Annotated in this window: 18 protein-coding genes; 11 read left to right on the forward strand and 7 right to left on the reverse strand. The window is 72.3% G+C overall.

Features of this window, described 5'->3' with window-relative positions; genetic code table 11:
• The first annotated feature begins 44 nt into the window (after positions 1–44).
• From J4H91_RS01925 to J4H91_RS01945, 5 genes are all read left to right on the forward strand, one after another.
• Complete coding sequence (locus J4H91_RS01925) at positions 45–2,447, forward strand: PfkB family carbohydrate kinase (RefSeq protein WP_208044545.1); 2,403 nt, start codon at positions 45–47, stop codon at positions 2,445–2,447.
• 87 nt (positions 2,448–2,534) lie between these two features.
• Entirely contained in the window at positions 2,535–3,206 is a 672-nt protein-coding gene (locus J4H91_RS01930) for a phosphatase PAP2 family protein (protein WP_208044546.1), read from the forward strand.
• A 47-nt stretch (positions 3,207–3,253) separates the two neighbouring features.
• Positions 3,254–3,580: a glutaredoxin domain-containing protein gene (locus J4H91_RS01935; protein ID WP_208044547.1), complete on the forward strand. Its 327-nt coding sequence runs from the start codon at positions 3,254–3,256 to the stop codon at positions 3,578–3,580.
• A complete protein-coding gene (locus J4H91_RS01940; RefSeq protein WP_208044548.1) occupies positions 3,577–4,473 on the forward strand; it encodes a spermidine synthase in 897 nt (298 codons plus the stop codon). Before J4H91_RS01935 ends, J4H91_RS01940 begins: the two co-directional genes overlap by 4 nt.
• Positions 4,466–4,927: a SprT-like domain-containing protein gene (locus J4H91_RS01945; protein ID WP_208044549.1), complete on the forward strand. Its 462-nt coding sequence runs from the start codon at positions 4,466–4,468 to the stop codon at positions 4,925–4,927. Before J4H91_RS01940 ends, J4H91_RS01945 begins: the two co-directional genes overlap by 8 nt.
• Positions 4,928–4,935: 8 nt before the next feature.
• On the opposite strand, the gene J4H91_RS01950 is transcribed toward J4H91_RS01945, so the two are convergent.
• The gene (locus tag J4H91_RS01950) at positions 4,936–5,511 is read right to left on the reverse strand and encodes an NUDIX hydrolase family protein (RefSeq protein WP_208044550.1); all 576 of its coding nucleotides are present in this window, start codon (positions 5,509–5,511) and stop codon (positions 4,936–4,938) included.
• A gap of 149 nt (positions 5,512–5,660) precedes the next feature.
• Between J4H91_RS01950 and J4H91_RS01955 the strand changes: the two genes are divergently transcribed.
• On the forward strand, positions 5,661–6,119 hold the full coding sequence (locus tag J4H91_RS01955) for an NUDIX hydrolase (RefSeq protein ID WP_208044551.1): 459 nt from the start codon (positions 5,661–5,663) through the stop codon (positions 6,117–6,119).
• A gap of 50 nt (positions 6,120–6,169) precedes the next feature.
• Here J4H91_RS01955 and J4H91_RS01960 read toward each other — a convergent pair whose 3' ends face one another.
• The 6 genes from J4H91_RS01960 to J4H91_RS01985 form a co-directional block, all read right to left on the reverse strand.
• Positions 6,170–6,505: a TfoX/Sxy family protein gene (locus J4H91_RS01960; protein WP_208044552.1), complete on the reverse strand. Its 336-nt coding sequence runs from the start codon at positions 6,503–6,505 to the stop codon at positions 6,170–6,172.
• A 91-nt stretch (positions 6,506–6,596) separates the two neighbouring features.
• Positions 6,597–8,018: a mycothione reductase gene (locus J4H91_RS01965; RefSeq protein ID WP_208044553.1), complete on the reverse strand. Its 1,422-nt coding sequence runs from the start codon at positions 8,016–8,018 to the stop codon at positions 6,597–6,599.
• Between the two features lie 159 nt (positions 8,019–8,177).
• Positions 8,178–9,122: an ABC transporter substrate-binding protein gene (locus tag J4H91_RS01970; RefSeq protein ID WP_208044554.1), complete on the reverse strand. Its 945-nt coding sequence runs from the start codon at positions 9,120–9,122 to the stop codon at positions 8,178–8,180.
• A gap of 2 nt (positions 9,123–9,124) precedes the next feature.
• Positions 9,125–9,913 carry an ABC transporter permease subunit gene (locus tag J4H91_RS01975; protein ID WP_208044555.1) on the reverse strand — a complete coding sequence of 263 codons (789 nt, stop codon included), beginning with the start codon at positions 9,911–9,913 and terminating at the stop codon, positions 9,125–9,127.
• Positions 9,910–10,674, reverse strand: coding sequence for an ABC transporter permease subunit (locus J4H91_RS01980; protein ID WP_208044556.1), 765 nt, complete (start codon positions 10,672–10,674; stop codon positions 9,910–9,912). Before J4H91_RS01980 ends, J4H91_RS01975 begins: the two co-directional genes overlap by 4 nt.
• Positions 10,671–11,483 carry an ATP-binding cassette domain-containing protein gene (locus J4H91_RS01985; protein ID WP_208044557.1) on the reverse strand — a complete coding sequence of 271 codons (813 nt, stop codon included), beginning with the start codon at positions 11,481–11,483 and terminating at the stop codon, positions 10,671–10,673. The genes J4H91_RS01980 and J4H91_RS01985 overlap by 4 nt, the downstream gene beginning before the upstream one ends.
• Before the next feature lie 338 nt (positions 11,484–11,821).
• Between J4H91_RS01985 and J4H91_RS01990 the strand changes: the two genes are divergently transcribed.
• The 5 genes from J4H91_RS01990 to J4H91_RS15740 all read left to right on the forward strand — a co-directional run bounded on the left by J4H91_RS01990 (position 11,822) and on the right by J4H91_RS15740 (position 18,791).
• Entirely contained in the window at positions 11,822–12,505 is a 684-nt protein-coding gene (locus J4H91_RS01990; protein ID WP_341783386.1) for a lysophospholipid acyltransferase family protein, read from the forward strand.
• Positions 12,506–12,608: 103 nt separating this feature from the next.
• Complete coding sequence (locus tag J4H91_RS01995) at positions 12,609–13,547, forward strand: SDR family oxidoreductase (RefSeq protein ID WP_341783388.1); 939 nt, start codon at positions 12,609–12,611, stop codon at positions 13,545–13,547.
• A 100-nt stretch (positions 13,548–13,647) separates the two neighbouring features.
• A complete protein-coding gene (locus J4H91_RS02000; protein ID WP_208044558.1) occupies positions 13,648–15,372 on the forward strand; it encodes an NAD-dependent epimerase/dehydratase family protein in 1,725 nt (574 codons plus the stop codon).
• A gap of 90 nt (positions 15,373–15,462) precedes the next feature.
• Positions 15,463–16,644, forward strand: coding sequence for a baeRF2 domain-containing protein (locus J4H91_RS02005; RefSeq protein ID WP_208044559.1), 1,182 nt, complete (start codon positions 15,463–15,465; stop codon positions 16,642–16,644).
• Between the two features lie 182 nt (positions 16,645–16,826).
• Entirely contained in the window at positions 16,827–18,791 is a 1,965-nt protein-coding gene (locus J4H91_RS15740) for a DUF7507 domain-containing protein (RefSeq protein WP_208044560.1), read from the forward strand.
• Positions 18,792–18,879 lie beyond the last annotated feature (88 nt).

Raw genomic sequence — 18,879 nt, forward strand, 5'->3', positions numbered from 1 at the left:
GTATCCGAACGCGAGAGACGTTCCCCGATCCCGAACCCGGAGCCATGACCAGCCTGCACTTCGCCCCGCCGCTCAACTGGATGAACGACCCGAACGGCCTCGTCTTCCACGACGGCCGCTACCACCTGTTCTTCCAGCACAATCCGCTGGGCACGGTGCACGAGAACATCAGCTGGGGCCACGCGTCGAGCCTCGACCTCGCGACGTGGGAGCTGCACCCGCTCGCCATCCCCTTCGACGAGGACGAGGAGATCTTCTCCGGCTCCATCGTGCTCGACGGCGAGGGATCCACGGGTCTCGGTACCCCGGAGAGCCCCGCCCTCATCGCCTTCTACACCTCCATGTCGAAGCGCGACGGAACCCAGGCGCAGTCGATCGCCTACAGCCTCGATGCGGGCACGAGCTGGACCAAGTACGCCGGGAACCCGGTGCTGGACCGCGGCTCCCTCGATTTCCGCGACCCGAAGGTGTTCCGGTGGACGGGCGCCGACGACTCGTACTGGGTGATGATCGCGGCGGAGGCCGAGGATCGCCAGATGGTGCTCTACCGCTCCGACGACCTGCTGAGCTGGACCCACCTGTCGACGTTCGGCCCGGCCGGCGCCGTGGGCGGCGTCTGGGAGTGCCCCGATCTCTTCCCGCTGCGGCTCGAGGGAACGGACGAGACCCACTGGGTGCTGCTCGTCAGCCTCAATCCGGGAGGGATCGCAGGGGGCTCGGGCACGCAGTACTTCGTCGGCGACTTCGACGGCACGGCCTTCACCCCGCTGGAGCCCCGCCGACCGGTCGAGTCGTCGGAGTCGGAGGGGATGCGCGAGCTGGACTGGCTCGACTACGGACGGGACTGCTACGCGGGTGTGACCTTCTCCGGGCTCCCGGACGACGAGCGCACCCTCATCGCCTGGATGGGCAACTGGGATTACGCCAGGGAGATGCCGGTCGACCCCCGCGCACCGCAGCGGGGCGCGATGACGCTCCCCCGCAGGCTGTCGCTCGTCTCGGAAGCGGGTCGGCCCGTACTGCGTCAGACCCCGATCGGGCCCGAGCTCGCGGAGGAGACCCGACTCGAGGGGCTGGAGATCACGGACAGGACTGAACTCGCGATGCCCGTGCCCGCAGCCGGGCGCATCGAGGCGACCGTCGCCGTCGGGGGCGCGGCCGGCTTCGCCTTGCGCCTCGACGGCGAGGAGGGACGGAGCGTCGAGCTGAGCTACGACGCCGGGACCGGGGAGCTGCGGCTCGACCGGCGCGGCGCGGCGGCCGGGCTTCCCGACTCCTTCGGCAGCGTCGAGCGGATGCCGATCGGGTCGGGCGTGCCGCTCGAGGCGGCCGAGCCGATCGAGCTGGTCATCTGGATCGACGAGCGCGCGATCGAGGTCTACGCCGACGGCGGAGTGCGGGTGCTCACCGACCTCGTCGGCGGCCTGCGGGCGCCGCGCATCTCCGTCGAGGGCGTCGACGGATCCGTCGCGCTCACCAGCATCACGAGCGCGGGGAGCGTCGCGAGCGCGGCGGCACGCGATACGGAGAGCCTCCCACCCGCCTGCGCCGCAGTGATCGGCGAGGCACTCGTCGACGTCGTCGAGGGGGCCGCCTACCCCGGCGGGTCGCCGCTCAACATCGCCATCGGCCTGAGCCGGCTCGGGGTGCCGACGGTGCTCCACACCCGGATCGGGTCTGACGACCACGGCCGGGGCCTCTCCGAGCACCTCTCGCGCTCGGGCGTCGAACTCGCGCAGGGATCCCTCGTCGAGGGCCCGACGGCGACCGCGGTCGCGACGATCGATGCGGAGGGGCGGGCGAGCTACGAGTTCGACATGGACTGGAGCATCCCGACGCCCGACACCTCGGCGTGCTCCATCGTGCACACCGGCTCCATCGGGGCCGTTCTCGAGCCCGGCGGGCGCGTCGCGCGCGAGGCCATCCGCAACGCAGGGGGTACCGTGCTGCGCAGCTTCGACCCGAACATCCGCCCCGACATCATGGGCGACGCCGATACGGTGCGGGCGCTCGTGCGCGAGCTCGCAGCGCTCTGCCACGTCGTCAAGCTCAGCGACGAGGATGCGCTCTGGCTCGGCGCCGACAGGGGCGCGGCTCCCGAGCAGGTGCTCGACGAGCTCGCGGCGACGGGCGTCCCGTTCGCGGTGATGACGCGCGGCGAACAGGGCTGTCTCGCCGTCGTCGACGGCGTGCGGCACGAGCGCACCGCCCGCGCCGTCGAACCGGTCGACACCATCGGAGCCGGCGACGCGTTCATGTCGGGCCTGCTGTTCGGGCTCGTGCGCGACGGCAGCGACCGGCTGCTCGTCGAGGGAGTGCGGCTCTCGGCCGAGCGGGTCGAGCGTGCGCTCGACGCCGCGCTGGCGAGCGCCGCCGTCGCGGTGTCCCGCGCCGGCGCCGACCCGCCCGTGCGGGGAGAGCTCGAGGCCGTCCGCCGCGCGGGTTGATCGGGGCGGCCTGCGCGCGGCGACCCCTCAGGCGGTTGTCAGAGCTTCCGCAGTTCCGAGCCGAGGGCACCCGCTAGCGTTTGCGACATGTCAGGCACCTCCGTCTCCGCCGCGCCCGCGGTGCGAGCGGCGGTGCCGTTCGCGTTCCTCGGCCTGGGCGCCATCGTGGCGGTCGGCGCCTATCTGCGCTTCGTCAGCTCCTCGGCGTTCGGCATCGATCTCTGGTGGGGCGGGATCGTGCGCCTCACCCGGGGCTCGGCCCCGTATGCCGTGGCCGTCTTCTGCGCCGAGGTCGGCACGGCGGTGGGCGTCGCCGCCCTGGGCGCGGTGGCCATGGCGCTGCTGTTCGCGACGCGCAGGCCGCGCGACGCGGCCGCGGTGGGGACCTCGCTGCTCATCGGCGTCGCCGGGTCCGAGCTGCTGAAGTCGCTCGTGCTGCGGCCTCGCCCCGAGCACGCGATCTATTCGGCGCACGGCAGCTCCTTCCCGTCGGGGCACTCCATGGGCGCGGCCGCCCTCGCCTGCTCGCTCGCCCTCGTGGTGCACTGCTCCGACGACGTCGCGGCGCGCACGAGACGTCTGGCCTGGATGGTCGCGGCCGCGTGGGCGCTGCTCATGATGTGGAGCCGCACGGCGCTGGGTGTGCACTGGCTGAGCGACACGATCTGCGGCGCGCTGCTCGGGGTGGCGGCGGCGCTGCTCGGGCGCCGCATCTGGACGGGTCGCGGACCGTCCGGCCGTGCGCGCACCGTGGGCTGACCGTACCTCGCGCCTCGATGTCGGGGGTCGCGCGTAGGCTTGCAATCATGACCGAGACCATCATCTTCGGCGCCGACTGGTGCCGCGACTGCCGTCGCGCGAAGCTCGTGTTCGACCGCGCCGGGGCCGCGTATCGCTACGTCGACCTCGTGCAGGAGCCCGAGGCCGCTGCCGTCGCGAAAGACATCAGCGGCCGCACCAACATCCCGGTGATCCTCTATCCCGACCGCAGCCACCAGGTCGAACCGTCGAACGCAGACATGCTGCGCAAGATCGAGGAGCTGGGCCTCGTCGGCGCATCCGGAGGCGGCGCAGCCGAGCCCGAGGCGGCGGAGCCCGGCGCACCGGAACCCGGCCGGGCGGAGTCCGAATGAGACTGCCCGCGCCGGTCGAGCTGAGCTCGGGCCTCACGGCCGAGATGGAGGAGGACCGCTGGGTGCCCGGCAGTCTGCAGCTGCTCGTCGACGGCACCCCGCAGTCGCACGTGAATCTGCGCGACCCCTCCGAGCTCTTCTTCGAATACGTGCGCCGCATCGGACACGTGATCGATCTCATCGCCGAGCCGGGCCGCCCCGTCTCGGCGCTGCACCTGGGAGGCGGCGCGTTCACGCTGCCGCGCTACATCGAGGCCACGCGACCGGGCAGCAGGCAGCAGGTGATCGAGCTCGAGGGGGCGCTCGTCGATCTGGTGCGCGAGGCGGCCCCGCTGCCGCAGCGCGCGAGCATCCGCGTGCGCCGCGGCGACGCCCGCGAGGTGCTGGCCAGGCTGCCCGAGGGCATGCGCGGCGCGATGGACGTCGTGGTCGTCGACATCTTCGCCGGTGCGCGCACGCCGGCCCACGTCTCGAGCGTCGAGTTCTACGAGCTGATCCGCCCGTTCCTCGCGCCGGGCGGCGTGGTCGTGGTGAACGCGGCAGACGGGAAGGGGCAGCCGTTCGTGCGCGGCCAGATCGCGACGCTCTCGGCGCTGTTCTCCTCGGTCGCTGCGATCGCCGAGCCCCAGGTGCTCAAGGGCCGACGCTTCGGCAACGTCGTGCTCGTCGCCTCGGGCGCCCGCTCGCCCGGCGTGGAGGGCGCCGGGCGCAGCGTCTCGACCGACCCCGACCGCCTCGACTGGCTCCCCCGGCTGCTCGCAGGAGGGCCGCACCCCGCGCGCATGCTCGTCGGCCGCGAGCTCGAGGATTTCGCGCGCGGCGCGAAGCCGGTCACCGATGCGACCGCCGTCGACTCGCCGCTGCCGGCGAAGGAGTTCTTCGACCGTGGCTGAGCTGGCGCGCGTGCGGGTGTGGGCCGAGGCGCTGATCCGCATGCACCTCGACCCTGTCTTCGGCGAGGGATCGTGGAGCTTCGACTTCGACCACGCGAAGCGCCGCGCGGGGCTCTGCAACTACACCGAGCGCCGCATCACGGTCTCGCGCTACCTCGCGTCGAAGTTCGAGGACGACGAGATCCACCAGGTGCTGCTGCACGAGGTGGCGCACGCGATGGCCGGGCCGGATGCCGGGCACGGCGCGGTGTGGAAGCGCACGGCGGCCGGGATCGGCTACGTCGGGGGCCGCACCCACGACGGCGAGATCGCGCACGAGCGCGCCCCCTGGATCGGGGCCTGCCCGGCGGGCCACGAGCACTTCCGCTTCCGCAGACCGACCCGTGTGACGTCGTGCGCGAAGTGCGCGCGCGGCTTCTCCCCCGCCCACGTCATCTCCTGGCGCAGGCGCTGAGGGATCCCTCAGCAGCCCACGGCGGCGAGCGCCTGCCGCAGCAGCGCCCCGCGTCCGCCGGGCAGTTCGTCGAGCGTCGCGGCGGAGAGCGCCTCCTCGGGCGCCATCCAGGTCACCTCGAGTGCGTCCTGCCGCGGGCTGCACGAGCCCGTGACAGGCACGACGTAGACGAGCGACACGGCGTGCTGGCGCTCGTCGACATAGCTCGAGATGCCGGGCATCGGGAAGTACTCGGCCACCTGCACGGGCACGAGGGCAGCCGGCATCTGCGGGAACGCCATAGGCCCCAGGTCGTTCTCGAGGTGGCGGAAGAGCGCCTCGCGCAGCGTCTCGCCGTAGCGCACCCGCCCGGAGACGAGCGCCCGGGTCATCACACCCTCGGGGGTGCTCCGCAGCAGCAGACCGACCTCGGTCACCTGCCCGAGACCGTCGAGCCGCACCGGCACGGCCTCGACGTAGACGACCGGCAGTCTCCCCCGCACGAAGGCGAGTTCGTCGTCGCTCAGCCAGCCCGGGTTGCCCGGGGGCGACGGGCGATCCTCAGGCCCTTCGGGTTCGGGCAGCTCGGCGGTGTCGATGCTCATGGTCAACATTGTGCAGCACTCCGGCGCTCGGCGCAGCGTGCGCGTTGAAAGCGGCATCCGAACGCGCCCGGCCGCTCACCGGGCCTCGCGATGCACGCCTGCCCGCGCGGCTCTTGGGCGACGGGCCTCCGACGCGGGACACTGGAGGCATGAGCGATTCCCCGACCCCCTCCGTTCCCGCGCACGTCACCGGCTCCGGTGAGGAGGGCGCGGAGACGCGCGTCATCCGGGTGAGCGCCGTCGTGATGCGCGACGCCTCGGGGCGGGTGCTCAACGTGCGCAAGCGCGGCACCTCGTCGCTCATGCTGCCGGGCGGCAAGCACGAGGCCGGCGAGGATCCGCGCGACACCGCCGTGCGGGAGTTCGAGGAGGAGCTCGGGGTCGCGCTCGACGCGGCGCTGCTGCGCCCGCTCGGCGTCTTCCGCGCTGCGGCCGCGAACGAGCCGGGGCACGTCGTGGAGGCGACCGTCTTCGAGCACCCCTTCGCGGCGGGCGTCGTCCACCCGCGCGCCGAGATCGAGCACCTGGAGTGGGTGGACCCCGCGATCCGCCGCAAGGACATGGCACCGCTGAACAGCGAGCTCGTATTCCCCGCGCTGCTCGCGTAGGGGCCGCCAGGTGAGCGCCCGCTCCGCCGGTGAGCGACCGCTCCGCTCGCTCAGCCGGCGGTGCGGGGCTTCTTCGGCTTGGGCGCCGGAAGCGCCGCCGCGGTCGTGTCGATGAGGCCTGCGAGCCACTCGCGATCCTCCCACCGGTCGCCAGAGATGCGGAAGTAGAGCTTCGATCCCGGGTAGGCCTCCGCCTCGTCCGGCGTGCCGATGTAGGTGCGGCCGGCATCGGTGGGCTTGACGAACAGCTCGTCGTCGCACACGAACGCCACGGGCTTCTCCTCGAAGTAGAGGCAGTACTCCCCGAACATCTTGCGCGTGCGGATGCCGGGCAGCGCGCTCAGCTGGTCGGTGAGGAATTCGACGGTCTCGGCGCGGGTGCTCATGCGCTCAGCCTACGCCGCGAGCCGTCCGGCCAGTAGCGCGGGTTCCGACTCGCTCGGTTCCGAATACTCCGACTCGTCGCTTCGCTCCCGCTCAACGCCCGTCGATCTCGACGCCGAGCATCGCGTTCTCCGTGACCTCCATGAGCGCGGGGTGGATCCAGTACTGCCCGCGCGCCGCGGTGTGCGCGTCGAGTCCGAAGCTCATCGCCATGATCGCGGGCTGGATGAGGTTCGACGCCTGGTAGCCCATCGCGTGCACGCCGAGGATCGTGCCGTCGCGGCGGTCGGCGATCACCTTGAACACTCCGGTCGTGTCCTCCATCGCCCAGCCGTAGGCGGTGTCGCCGTAGTCCTGCAGCTTCACCGAGAGGTGCTCGGCTCCGACGCGCTCGGCGGCCTGCGACTCGGTGAGGCCGGCCTGCGCGATCTCCGGCGAGGTGAAGACCGCAGACGGCACCGGCAGCAGACGCGAGGAGCGCGGCTCGTCGGGGTGCTCGAGGTTGTGGGCGACGATGCGCGCCTCGTGGTTGGCGACGTGCTTCAGCTGCCAGGGCGAGCAGACGTCGCCGAGCGCGTACACGCCCGGCACGGGCGCGCCGGCCGAGAGCACCCGCTGATACTCGTCGACCGCGATGCGCCCGTCGTCGTGCAGGTCGAGCCCGGCCTCGGCCGCCCCCACCAGGTCGGAGTTCGGGCGGCGCCCGGTGGCGACGAGCACGACGTCGGCGGCGACCCGCTCGGTGCGCTCCTCGGATCCCTCGCCCGTCGCGAACTCGGCGACGAGGCCGCGCACGCCCTCGCCCGCCGAGATGCGCTGCAGCCGCCGACCGCGCAGCAGCTCCCACTGCCGCGCCGCCTCGACGGTGAAGCGCTCGGCGATGTCGTCGTCGGCGCTGCGCAGCAGACGATCGGTGCGCACGGCCTGCAGCACCTCCGAGCCGAGGCCCGAGAACACGCCGGCGAACTCGCAGGCGATGTAGCCGCCCCCGATCACGAGCACCCGCTCCGGCGGCTCGGGGATGCGCATCACGGTGTCGGAGGTGTGCACGCCGGGCAGGTCGATGCCCGGCACGTCGGGCAGCACGGCCCGTGAGCCGGCCGCGATCACGATGCGGTCGGCCTCGATGCGGGTGCCGTCTTCGGCGATGAGGGATCCCGGCGCGTCGAACCGCACCCGCTGCGAGACGAGTTCGACGTGGCCGAGCTCCTCGCGGTAGCGCTCCCCCGCCTCGGAGATCGCGTCGATGCGCGAGAAGACGCGGTCGCGGATGCCGGGCCAGTCGACGGCGGTCGTGACCTGGCTCACCCCCAGTCGCGCGGCCTCCTCGGGACCGCGGGCGAGCGCTGCGGGGCGCACGAACATCTTCGTCGGAATGCAGCCGACGTTGAGGCAGGTGCCGCCGAACACACCCGACTCTGCGAGCACGACCCGCTTGTCGTCCCAGTACGGGGTGATCAGCGAGTTGCCCGATCCAGAGCCGATGATCGCGAGGTCAGCCGTGAGTGTGCGCATGGGGCAATCCTCTCAGATCGATCGCCGCCGAGGCCCGGGCCAGGTCCGAGGCCCGGGCCGGGCCCCGCTGCGGCTGGGCGAATCGGGTCGGGATCGCGACCGGCGCCCGGCCGGCGGCCCGGCGCCGGCCGGGCGCCGGCGTCGATCCCTCGTCGTCCCTCACATCAGCTGCTTCTCGTCGAGCCAGTCCTTTGCGATGTCGGAGGCCGAGCGCTCGTCGTTCACGCTCTCCCCGTTCAGCGCGACGAGATCCTCAGGCGACAGCGCGGCGTCGACCTCGTCGATGACCTTCGCGGCCGCATCGTCGATCTTGTCGCTCGCGATGGGCACGACGTGCGAGGCGAGGAAGATGCCCTTGGTGTCCTCCAGCGTCACGAGGTCGTTCGCCGCGAGCGAGGGATCGGCGGAGTAGATGTTGGCGAGCTGGATCGAGCCGTCCTTGAGCGCCTTCACGGTGAGCGGGCCGCCGCTGTCTTCGATCGGCGTGAACTTCACTCCCTCGATGCCGTAGGTCTCCTCGAGCCCCTTCGGGCCGTACGGCCGCGTCTCCGCCTCGGAGTTCGACCCGAAGGTGAGGGGCTCGGTGACGTTCTTCAGGTCTTCGACCGTCTTCAGCTTCCACTTGTCGGCGAACTCCCGCGTGACCACGTAGGTGTCCTGATCGGTGGCCGGCGACTGATCGAGCACGCGCAGTCCGTCTGGCATCGCGTCCTGCAGCGCGGAGTAGACCTCGTCGGAGACACGCTCGGGGGCGTCGGGCTCGAAGTACTGCAGCAGGTTGCCCGTGTACTCGGGGAAGAGGTCGATCGAGCCCGCCTCGATCTCGGGCAGGTAGACCTCGCGCTGGCCGATGCGGAACTGGCGGTCCACGTCGTAGTCGTTCGCCTCGAGCGCCTGGGCGTAGATCTCGGCGATGATCTCGTTCGAGTAGTAGTCCTGCGAGCCGATGACGATGGTGTCGCCCGCCGCCGGCTGCGAGGCGTCGGGATCGTCGAGCGGATCGCCGCCCAAGCAGGCGGTGAGCAGGGTGGCCGAGAGCGCGAGTGCGCCCGCGGCGAGCGCGGCGGAGCGGAGCCGGGGGCGGCGGGCTTCGGTCGGGTGCATGATCAGGGTTCCTCTCGATCGGTGGTGCGGTCGTGACTGGGGGTTCCGGGGGCCGCGGCGGCGGGAGTCGCGGCGTCATGAGTCGCGGCGTCGGCCGATGCGGCCGCGCGCTTCGCAGCGGCGGGGAGGGATCCCGGCCGGGCGAAGCGGGTCGCGGCGCGCTGGCACGCGGCGAGCAGCGCCTCGAGCAGCAGGGTGAGCGCGACGACGAGCAGCGCGCCGGCGAGCATCTGCGGGTAGTCGCGCGATTTGAGGCCGGCGAAGAGGTAGCGGCCGAGCCCGAGGTCGGCGGTGTAGGCGGCGAGCGTGGCCGTCGAGACGACCTGCAGCGTCGCGGCCCGCACTCCGCCGATCATGACGGGGAGCGACAGCGGCAGCTCGACGCGCAGGATGACCTGCGCCGGGCTGAATCCGACGGCCTTCGCGGCGCCGGGGATCGCGGCGTCGACGGCCTGCACGCCGGAGTAAGCGCCAGCGAGCAGCGACGGTATCGCGAGCACGACGAGCGCCAGCAGCGGGGCCGCGAGCCCGATGCCGAGGGCGAGGCCGAAGAGCGTCAGCAGGCCGAGCGTCGGCAGCGCGCGGGCCGCGCCGGTGAGGCCGCCGACGAGACCGGCGCCGCGGCGGCTGTGCCCGATCAGCACGCCGGCCGGCAGCGCGATCACCGCCGAGATGCCGAGCGCGAGCGCCGTCACGCCGAGGTGCTGCAGGGTGCGCACGGGAATGCCGCCGGGACCGCTCCAGTGGGCCGGGTCGGCGAGCCATGCGAGGGCGTCGGCGAAGAGGTTCACGGCGTCACCGCCGACTCCGCGCCCCCGGAGGTCCCGCGGGGCTCCGCGGGTTCCGCGGCGTCGATCGACTCGACGTCCTCCCCCTCCTCGAGCCGCCCGGAGGCAGGGGTGAGGGATCCGCGCCGCGCCGCGCCTCGGCTCCACGGCGTCAGGGCCCGGCCGAGCAGCAGCACGAGGGCGTCGAGCAGCAGCGCGAGCAGCGCAGTCGCGATGACGCCGGTCCAGACCTCCGCAGCGATCCCTCGCTGGAAGCCGTCGGTGAGCAGCGTGCCGAGGCTCGGCACGCCGATCAGCGCCCCGAGCGTCACGAGACTGATCGTCGAGACCGTGACGACGCGGACGCCGGAGACGAGCACCGGCACGGCCAGCGGCAGGTCGACGCGCCAGAAGAGGCCGCGGCGCGAGAAGCCGACCGCCTGGGCCGCGTCGCGCAGCTGCGGGTCGACGGAGGAGAAGGCGTCGCACGCCGTGCGCACGAGCAGCGCGACGCCGTAGACGGAGAGCGCGACGACCATCGTCTGCCACGACCGCAGCGAGGTGCCGATCAGCGCGGGGATGATGATCAGGAGCGGGAGCGCTGGGATCGCATAGGCGATGGTCGCGACCGAGAGGAGCGGGCCGCCCACGCGCGGCAGCCGGAAGGCGAGCCTGCCGATCGGCACCGCGACGAGCACGCTGACGAGGATGGCCGGCAGGCTCAGCAGCAGGTGCTGGAGCAGCAGCTCGGCCACCCAGTCGCTGTTCTCGAGCAGCCAGTTCACGCCTCGAGCACCCCCACGGGCCGTCCCTCGCCGTCGACCGCCACGCGAGCCCCGTCGACGTCGACCTGCCGGAGACGGCGATCGGCGCGATCCGCACCGACGAAGTCGCGCACGAACGCGCTCGCCGGCGTCGCGAGGATCTCGGCCGGGGCGCCCCGCTGGGCCACCCGCCCCCCGCTCTCGAGCACGACGACCTCGTCGCCCAGCAGGAAGGCCTCGTCGATGTCGTGGGTGACGAACACGATCGTCTTGCCGAGCTCGCGCTGCAGCTGCAGCAGCTCCCGTTGCAGCTCGCGGCGCACGATCGGGTCGACCGCGCCGAACGGCTCGTCCATGAGCAGGATGTTCGGATCGGCGGCGAGCGCTCGCGCGACGCCGACGCGCTGCTGCTGTCCGCCGGAGAGCTGACCCGGGTAGCGGTCGCCGAGCGAGGGATCGAGCCCCACCCGCTCGAGCAGCGACCCAGCGGCGGCACGGGCCTCCCTGCGGGAGGCGCCCGCCAGCACGGGGACCGTGGCCACGTTGTCGCGCACCGTGCGGTGCGGGAGCAGGCCGCCGTGCTGCATCACGTAGCCGATCGAGCGGCGGAGCGCGACGGGGTTCATGCCGCGCACGTCCTCGTCGTCGATGAGCACCCGGCCCTCCGTCGGGTCGACCATGCGGTTCACCATGCGCAGCAGCGTGGTCTTCCCCGATCCCGACGAACCGACGAGCACGACGGTGCGGTGCGAGGGGACGATGCAGGAGAAGTCGCGCACCGCCGCGGCCCCGCCGGGGTAGATCTTCGATACGTGCTCGAATTCGATCACGTGGCCACCTCCGGGGTGGACGCCCCGCGCGCCCTTCCCTCCACCCTAGCCCGCTCCGGTGCGGCGCGATCAAGACCGCGCGAGGGGCTTGCGCGGGCCGTTCCCCGCGGTGTATCGGGGCGGCCCTGGCTCGGGGTGCACCGCGTCTCCCGCGGTGTCCCGGAGCACCCCGACACCCGGGCACCCGGCACCCGGGCGCCCCGACACCCGGGGCACTCCGGCACCCCCGCACGCGCGCTTCCGCACGATGCGAGTGCCTATGCGCGCATAGGGGGTCATCTCGTGTACAAGCCCGCGTATTGCAGCGCGGCCGAGGGCGGACGTTCTAGGCTCGGAGGGTGAGCTCCCCCGCACCCCGGACCGCGCGCCCCGGCCCCGTCTTCACGATCGGGCGCGCCGTGCTGCGACCGCTGCTGCGCCTGCGGTTCCGGCCGCGCATCTCGGGCAGGGGCCACGTGCCCGCCGCTGGCCCGGTGCTGCTCGCGAGCAACCACCTGTCCGGGCTCGACACGATCCTGATCCCCTCGTTCTCGCCCCGCAAGGTGCAGTTCCTCGCGAAGGCCTCGCTCTTCCACTCGCGTCTGGGCGGCTGGTTCTTCCGCCAGATCGGCGCGATCCCGGTGCATCGCGAGGCCTCCTCCGCGGCGCAGGCGGCACTCGACGCCGGCCGCGAGGTGCTCGCCGACGGCAATGTCTTCGCCGTCTTCCCCGAGGGCAGCCGCTCGCGCGACGGCCGCCTCTACCGGGGCCGGAGCGGCGCCGCGTGGCTCGCGCTGGAGACCGGCGCCGCCGTCGTGCCCGTCGGTCTCGTCGGCACGAATCGGCGGCTGCGCAACCCGCGGACGGGCCGGCCCGACCGCGTGAAGGTGCGGTTCGGCGCGCCGGTCCCTCTCGACGACCTGGCCGCCCTGCCTCGCGGCCGCGCCCGCCGCGAGGCCACCGAGCGCATCATGGCGGGCATTCACGCGCTCACCGGGCAGGAGCTCGCGGACGATCACGCCTCGGGCGGGCGCGGAGCGTAGAGAACGGGCATCGGCTGTGAATGCAACCCCGTAGACGCACCGATTCCGGTGTACGAGGGTGGGTCGGACACGTTATTCGACCACGCCGAGTAAGGAGTGCCCAGTGTCAGACTTCAGCGCACACCCCGAGACAACGAAGAGCGGCCGCACGACCGACCAGCTGACCTTCCAGAACCCGGTCACCCGCTTCCCCGAGATCTCGCCGCCCGAGCAGCACCAGCCCGAGCCCGGGCTCGACCAGGAGCTGATCCCGCAGACCGACCGCGGCCAGCACTCCTATCGCGGCACGGGCCGCCTCGAGGGGCGGAAGGCGCTCATCACCGGCGCCGACTCCGGCATCGGAGCAGCGGTGGCGCTCGCCTTCGCGCGCGAAGGCGCCGACGTGGCGCTCTCGTACCTCCCGGCCGAGGAGGAGGACGCGCAGGAGATCAAGTCGTTCATCGAGGAGGCGGGCAGCCGGGCCGTGCTGCTGCCGGGCGACATCTCCGACCGCGGCTTCTGCGAGCAGCTCGTCGAGCGGGCCGCCGCCGAGCTCGGCGGTCTCGACGCCCTCGTGAACAACGCGGGGCGGCAGATCTCGGTGGAGGACATCGCCGATCTGCCCGACGAGCAGTGGGTCGACACCTTCGACACCAACATCCACGCGATCTACCGGATCTCGAGGGCGGCGCTGCGGCACATGCCGGCCGGGTCGACGATCGTGAACACCACCTCGATCCAGGCCTACAAGCCTTCGGCCCACCTCCTCGACTACGCGTCGACCAAGGCCGCGATCAACAATTTCACCAAGGGGCTGGCGCAGCAGCTCGCGCCGCGAGGGATCCGAGTGAACGCGGTGGCGCCCGGCCCGATCTGGACGCCGTTGCAGGTGTCCGACGGCCAGCCGAAGGAGGCGCTCCCCGAGTTCGGCAAGAACACGCCGCTGGGGCGCGCAGGTCAGCCGACCGAGCTCGCGCCGGCCTATGTGTTCCTGACCTCGCCCGAATCGAGCTACGTGCTGGGCGAGACCCTGAACGTCAACGGCGGCACCCCCTCGCCGTAGTCGACCACCGGTCGCACGGCGGCACGGCCGGCCTCGCGACCTACCACAGACACAGGCCGCATCCGAGGGGCCGTGCCCCTCCCGAGTCAGGAGGATCCTCATGCGCGTAGCGGTCGTCGGCGCCACCGGGAACACGGGCACCGCGGTGCTCAGAGCTCTCGAGCGCACCCCCGAGGTGACGTCGGTGCTGGGCATCGCGAGACGCATGCCCGACCGGCGTGCCGATCCCTATTCGAGTTGCGACTGGGTGTCGATCGACATCGCCGCGGCCATCGCGGAGGCGGATGCCGAGCGGCGGCTGCGGGAGGCGTTCACCGGCGTCGACGCGGTGATCCACCTGGCGTGGCTGATTCAGCCGAACTCGCAGCGCGAGCTCCTGCGCCGCGTGAACGTCGACGGTACCGCCCGCGTCGCCCGGACCGCGGCCGCAGCCGGGGTCGCGCACCTCGTCGTGGCGTCGTCGGTGGGGGCCTACTCCCCCGACCGGGCGGCGACGCCTCGCGATGAGAGCTGGCCGGCAGACGGCATCTCCTCCTCCCACTACAGCGTCGACAAGGCGGCGCAGGAGCGGGTGCTCGACGAGTTCTCCGCCGCGCACCCGGAAGTCGTGGTCACCCGGCTGCGACCGGCCCTCGTCTTCCAGGCCGACGCCGCGTCGGAGATCCAGCGCTACTTCCTGGGCGGCCGGATGCCGGTGCAGGTGCTCGGGGCGGTGAAACCCCCGGTGCTCCCCGTGCCCAAGGGCCTGCGCGGCGTGCAGGCCGTGCAGGCCGACGATCTCGGCCGCGCCTATGCCGCAGCCGTGGTGCGTCGTGTGCCGGGCGCGTTCAACATCTGCGCCGACGACGTGCTCGGCGCGCAGGATCTCGCCGACATCGTCGATCACGGGCGGTTCATCGAGCTGCCGCCGCGTCTCGTGCGCGGCTTGCTGTTCGGCGGCCACAAGGCCGGCCTCGTCGCGGCCGACGAGGGGTGGATCGATATGGCGATGGCCGTGCCGATCATGGACAACGCGCGCGCGAAGGAGGAGCTCGGTTGGGAGCCTCGGAGCACGGCGGCTGCGGCGCTCGGAGAGCTGCTGCGCGGCATGGTCGAGGGTCGCGGCGCAGGGTCCCTTCCGCTACGGGCGAGGGATCCCGGAGACGGGCGCGGCCTCGCGGAGGTCGAGGCTGCGGAGGAGGGATCGGAGGTTTCCGCGAGCAAGGGATCGGACGTCGCCGCGGGCGAGGGCGGCGACGGAGTCGACGCGCGCGGTGAAGGCGCCGATGGCGATCGTGAGGGATCCCACCCCGACGGGCTCTCCCTGGGCCTGCTCGGGCTGTATCTGTCGGATCACCTCACGGGGGCGACCGCCGGCGCCGATCGGATCGAGCGCATGTCGGAGGTCTACGTCGACGCTCCCGTCTACGCCCGGCTCTCGGAGCTGGCCGAGGAGATCAGACTCGAGCGGGCGTTCCTGCAGCGCCTCATGCAGGATCTCGGTCTGCGGCGGCGCCCGTATCGGCAGGCGGTCTCCTGGGCCGGCGAGCATCTCGGTCGGCTGAAGAGCAACGGTCGCCTGTTCTCCCGTTCGCCGATGACCCTCGTGCTCGAGGCGGAGCTCATGCGCAGCGCCGTGATGGGCAAGCTCGGAGTGTGGCAGACGCTGGAGGAGCACGCCGACGAGCTGGGACTCGACGCGGGGGTCTTCGCCGACCTCGCAGAGCGGTCTCGGGAGCAGGCCGGGGTGCTCGACGAGGTGCACGAGTACGCCAGGGCGAGGGCATTCCGGGAGGGACGCGAGACGTACGGGCCTCCGGCCGACGAGCGCGCCGGCCCGGCGTGAACGACCCATCCGGACAATCCGAATCATCGGAACCATCCGGAAAATCCGAATCATTCGATTCATCCGAATCACTCAAGGAGGGAACGAATAATGAGTATCGAACGAGGCAACACCGATCGTGCTGCTGATCTTGCGGGAATGACGGGACAGGGATCCCTCGCGGATCTGCTCTCCGCGACCGGCACCGCGACCGTCGCCTACATCGACGGCCACGGCCCCCGCCCGCAGGTCGAGGAGGAAGCGGCGCGCGACGCGGTCGTCGCGCGCCTCGAGGAGGCCGGCGCGCCGGCCGCCGATGTCGCGGCGATCAGTGCGGCGCTGCCCGCGAAGGACGGCACGCCGAGTCCGTCTGCGCGCTATCTGCTGGCGCGCGATGGCGCGGTCGTGGTCGACGAGGTGTTCCCGGGCGCGCGCCTCGGGCCGGAGCGCACCTGCTCGGGCCCGGTGCCCGAGATCGTGCCGCTGCTGCGCCACCTCGCGCGGGGCTCGCGCTACCTCGTCATCGAGACGGGGCGGGAGGGCGCCGAGATCCGGCTCGAGCGCGGCGACCGTCACACGCCGGAACGGGCGGAGGAGGTCGAGGGGCGCGCCGACAGCCTGACGAAGGTGCAGGCGGGCGGCTGGTCGCACGCGCGGTATCAGCGGGCCGCAGAGGAGGTCTGGAAGCACAATCAGAGCGAGGTCGCGGCGGCCGTCGATCGGCTCGTCGAGGAGCAGCGGCCCGATTTCATCGTGCTCGCGGGTGACGTGCGGGCGCGTCAGGTGCTGAGGGATCGCCTCGGCGAGGCCTCGCTGCGCCTCGTCACCGAGTACGAGAGCCACACCCGCGCCGACGGCGCGGATGAGGGCGGCCTCGCGAATGCGATCTCGGAGATCGCGGAGCAGCGGATCCGCGATGAGATCGCGTCGGTCGTCGACCGTGCTCGAGCGGACGACGGGAGCGCCGGCGCCGAGGGCGTCTCGGCGGTGGTGGATGCGCTGCAGCAGGCGCGAGTCGACACGCTGTTGCTCGACGCGGGCATCCTGTCCGATGAGCGCACGCTGCGGGCTCTCGACGCCCAGCCTTGGGTCGCGGATGCCGAGCACGGCGAGTTCGATGCCGCGACGCTCGCGGACGTGCCGCTCTCGGAGGGCCTCGCCCGTGCCGCTGTGCTCACGGGCGCCCGCGTGCTCTTCCGCGAGGAGGAGTTCGACGCGCCCGACGAGCCGCGGGGCCCCGCGGCGACTCCCGAGCCCATCGCGGCGCTGCGCTGGGCCGAGGGGTCGGTGTAGCCCTTCGGCATTCCCTGATATTTCTCGACACCCGCGCATCACCTTTTGCGCAATGCGCACTCCCTTGCAGGTGATGCGGTTCGCGCGAGCGCGTACGGCATGGAAATAAAAGGGGGAAGCGGACTCATCGCTGCCGCGGCTGCGATCGGGTCCTGTTTCCATTGCGTACTGAAGGAGAAACTATGCCTTTCGACTCGACTGGAGTCGCGAAGCGCCGCGTCGGAGCCATCATGGCCTCCTCCGCGCTGGTCAGTGCATCGCTGTTCACGGGTCTCGGCACGGCGAACGCCGCGCCGGCGGCAGACGCCGCACCGACATCGTTCGGCCAGGCCGCCGGAGAACAGCTCGTGACCGTGCCCGACGGGGTCTGCGCGGTGAACGTCACGATCGGCGGCGGCCGTGGTGGCGTCGCGGTGGGCGAGGGAACGCCCGACCCCGAGGCCCCGGAAGCCCCCGAGGTGCCCGGTGAGGAGACCGGCTTCGAAGGTTCGGGCGCGCGCATCAGCGCCACGCTGAACGTGCAGGCAGGCACGGCGATCGAGCTGAGCGTGGGCGGCGACGGCAGCAATGCCGGCATCGGCGGCTTCAACGGAGGCGGTGACGGCGGCGTCGGCGGCCACCGCGGTGGTGGTGGCGGCGGCTTCACCACGATCAGCGTCGGCGGCGATCTGCTGCTGCTCGCGGGCGGCGGCGGTGGCACCGGCGGCGGTCACCAGGCCGGCGAGGGATCCGGCGGCGACGCCGGCTTCGGCTCGTCGACGCTCCCCGGTGTCGCGGTCGAAGGCGGCACGGCATATCCCGGCAGCAAGGGCGGCGACGGCTGGGACGTCGAGAAGGACGGCGTGCGTGTGATCCCCACCGGCGGTGGCGGCGGCACCGAGGTTGCGGGCGGTGCCGGCGGCACCAGCACGCTCAGCAGCGAGGCTCACAGCTACGACGGCGAGAGCGGAGCCGCCCGGCAGGGCGGCAACGGCGGAAACGACGGCAACCTCGACACCGCCGGTGGTGGTGGCGGCGGCCTCTTCGGCGGGGGCGGCGGCGCGTCCACCCAGGGCGCCGGCGCCTTCACCGGCTCGGGCGGAGGCGGCGGCTCGAGCTTCATCGCCGACTCCAGCCTGATCAGCAGCCCGGCCATCGAGAACAACCGCGCCATGGACGAAGAGGGCCACGCCGGCAGGGCCGAGCCCGCGTTCGCCTCGTTCGAGTGGGTCATGTGCGACTACAACCTCTCGATCGAGAAGAAGGTCGTCGGCAACCCGGTCTACGAAGAGGGCAGCACGGTCCGCTACGCGGTGACCGTGACGAACGACGGCCCCGACGTCATGGCGATCGGCGACACCGTCACGCTCATCGACGACCTGGCCGTGGGCGGCACGCTCGTCTCGGTCGACGGCCTCGACTCGTCTATCCCCGCAGCGGGCGAGACCATCACCGGCACCGGCATCGAGCTGTTCGACACGGTCGTGCTGCAGCCCGCGGAGACCGACGACGAGGGCAACGAGACCGCTCCCGCGCAGACCGCCAAGCGCGGTCTCGTGGTCGGCGACTCGGTCACCGTCACGTACGACGTGGTCATCACCGGTTCCACCGGCGAGCCCATCACCAACACCGTGTCCGTCGCCGATCGCAACGGCACGCACGAGGCCGATGCGGTGGTCGACCCCGCCAAGCCCTCGCTCAGCCTCACCAAGTCGGCCGATACCGAGCGCGCCACGGCTGCCGGCCAGAAGATCACCTACTCCTTCGTGGTCACGAACACCGGCAACATCGATCTCAAGGACATCGCCGTCGCCGAGGGCTCGTTCAGCGGCAAGGGCGATCTCCCGACCCCGAGTTGCCCGGCCGCTACCCTCGAGCCGAGCGAGTCGATGACCTGCACCAGCGTCTACACCGTGGTCGCCGAGGATCTGACCGGTAAGGATCTCACCAACACCGCGACCGCGACGGGCAAGACCCCGCTCGGCGCCCCCGTCGCCAGCGAGGAGTCGAGCGCGGCCGTGACCACGGTCGTTCCGGTTGTTCCCGCCCCGCTCGCCATGACCGGTGGCGGCAACCAGCTCCTGCTCGCGGGTGCGGCTCTCCTGCTGCTCGCCCTCGGCGGAACGGGCATCGCGCTCGCCCGCCGTCGCGCGGCAGCTGCGAAGTAACGCCGGCTGAGACGAGGGGCGGGGGGCCCGGGGGGGATTACCGGGCCCCCCCCCCCGGGGGTTGCGGGGTGGGGGATTAGGCCGCGGT

Origin of the sequence: Leucobacter ruminantium, from assembly GCF_017565705.1 — a bacterium.
GTDB lineage: Bacteria > Actinomycetota > Actinomycetes > Actinomycetales > Microbacteriaceae > Leucobacter > Leucobacter ruminantium.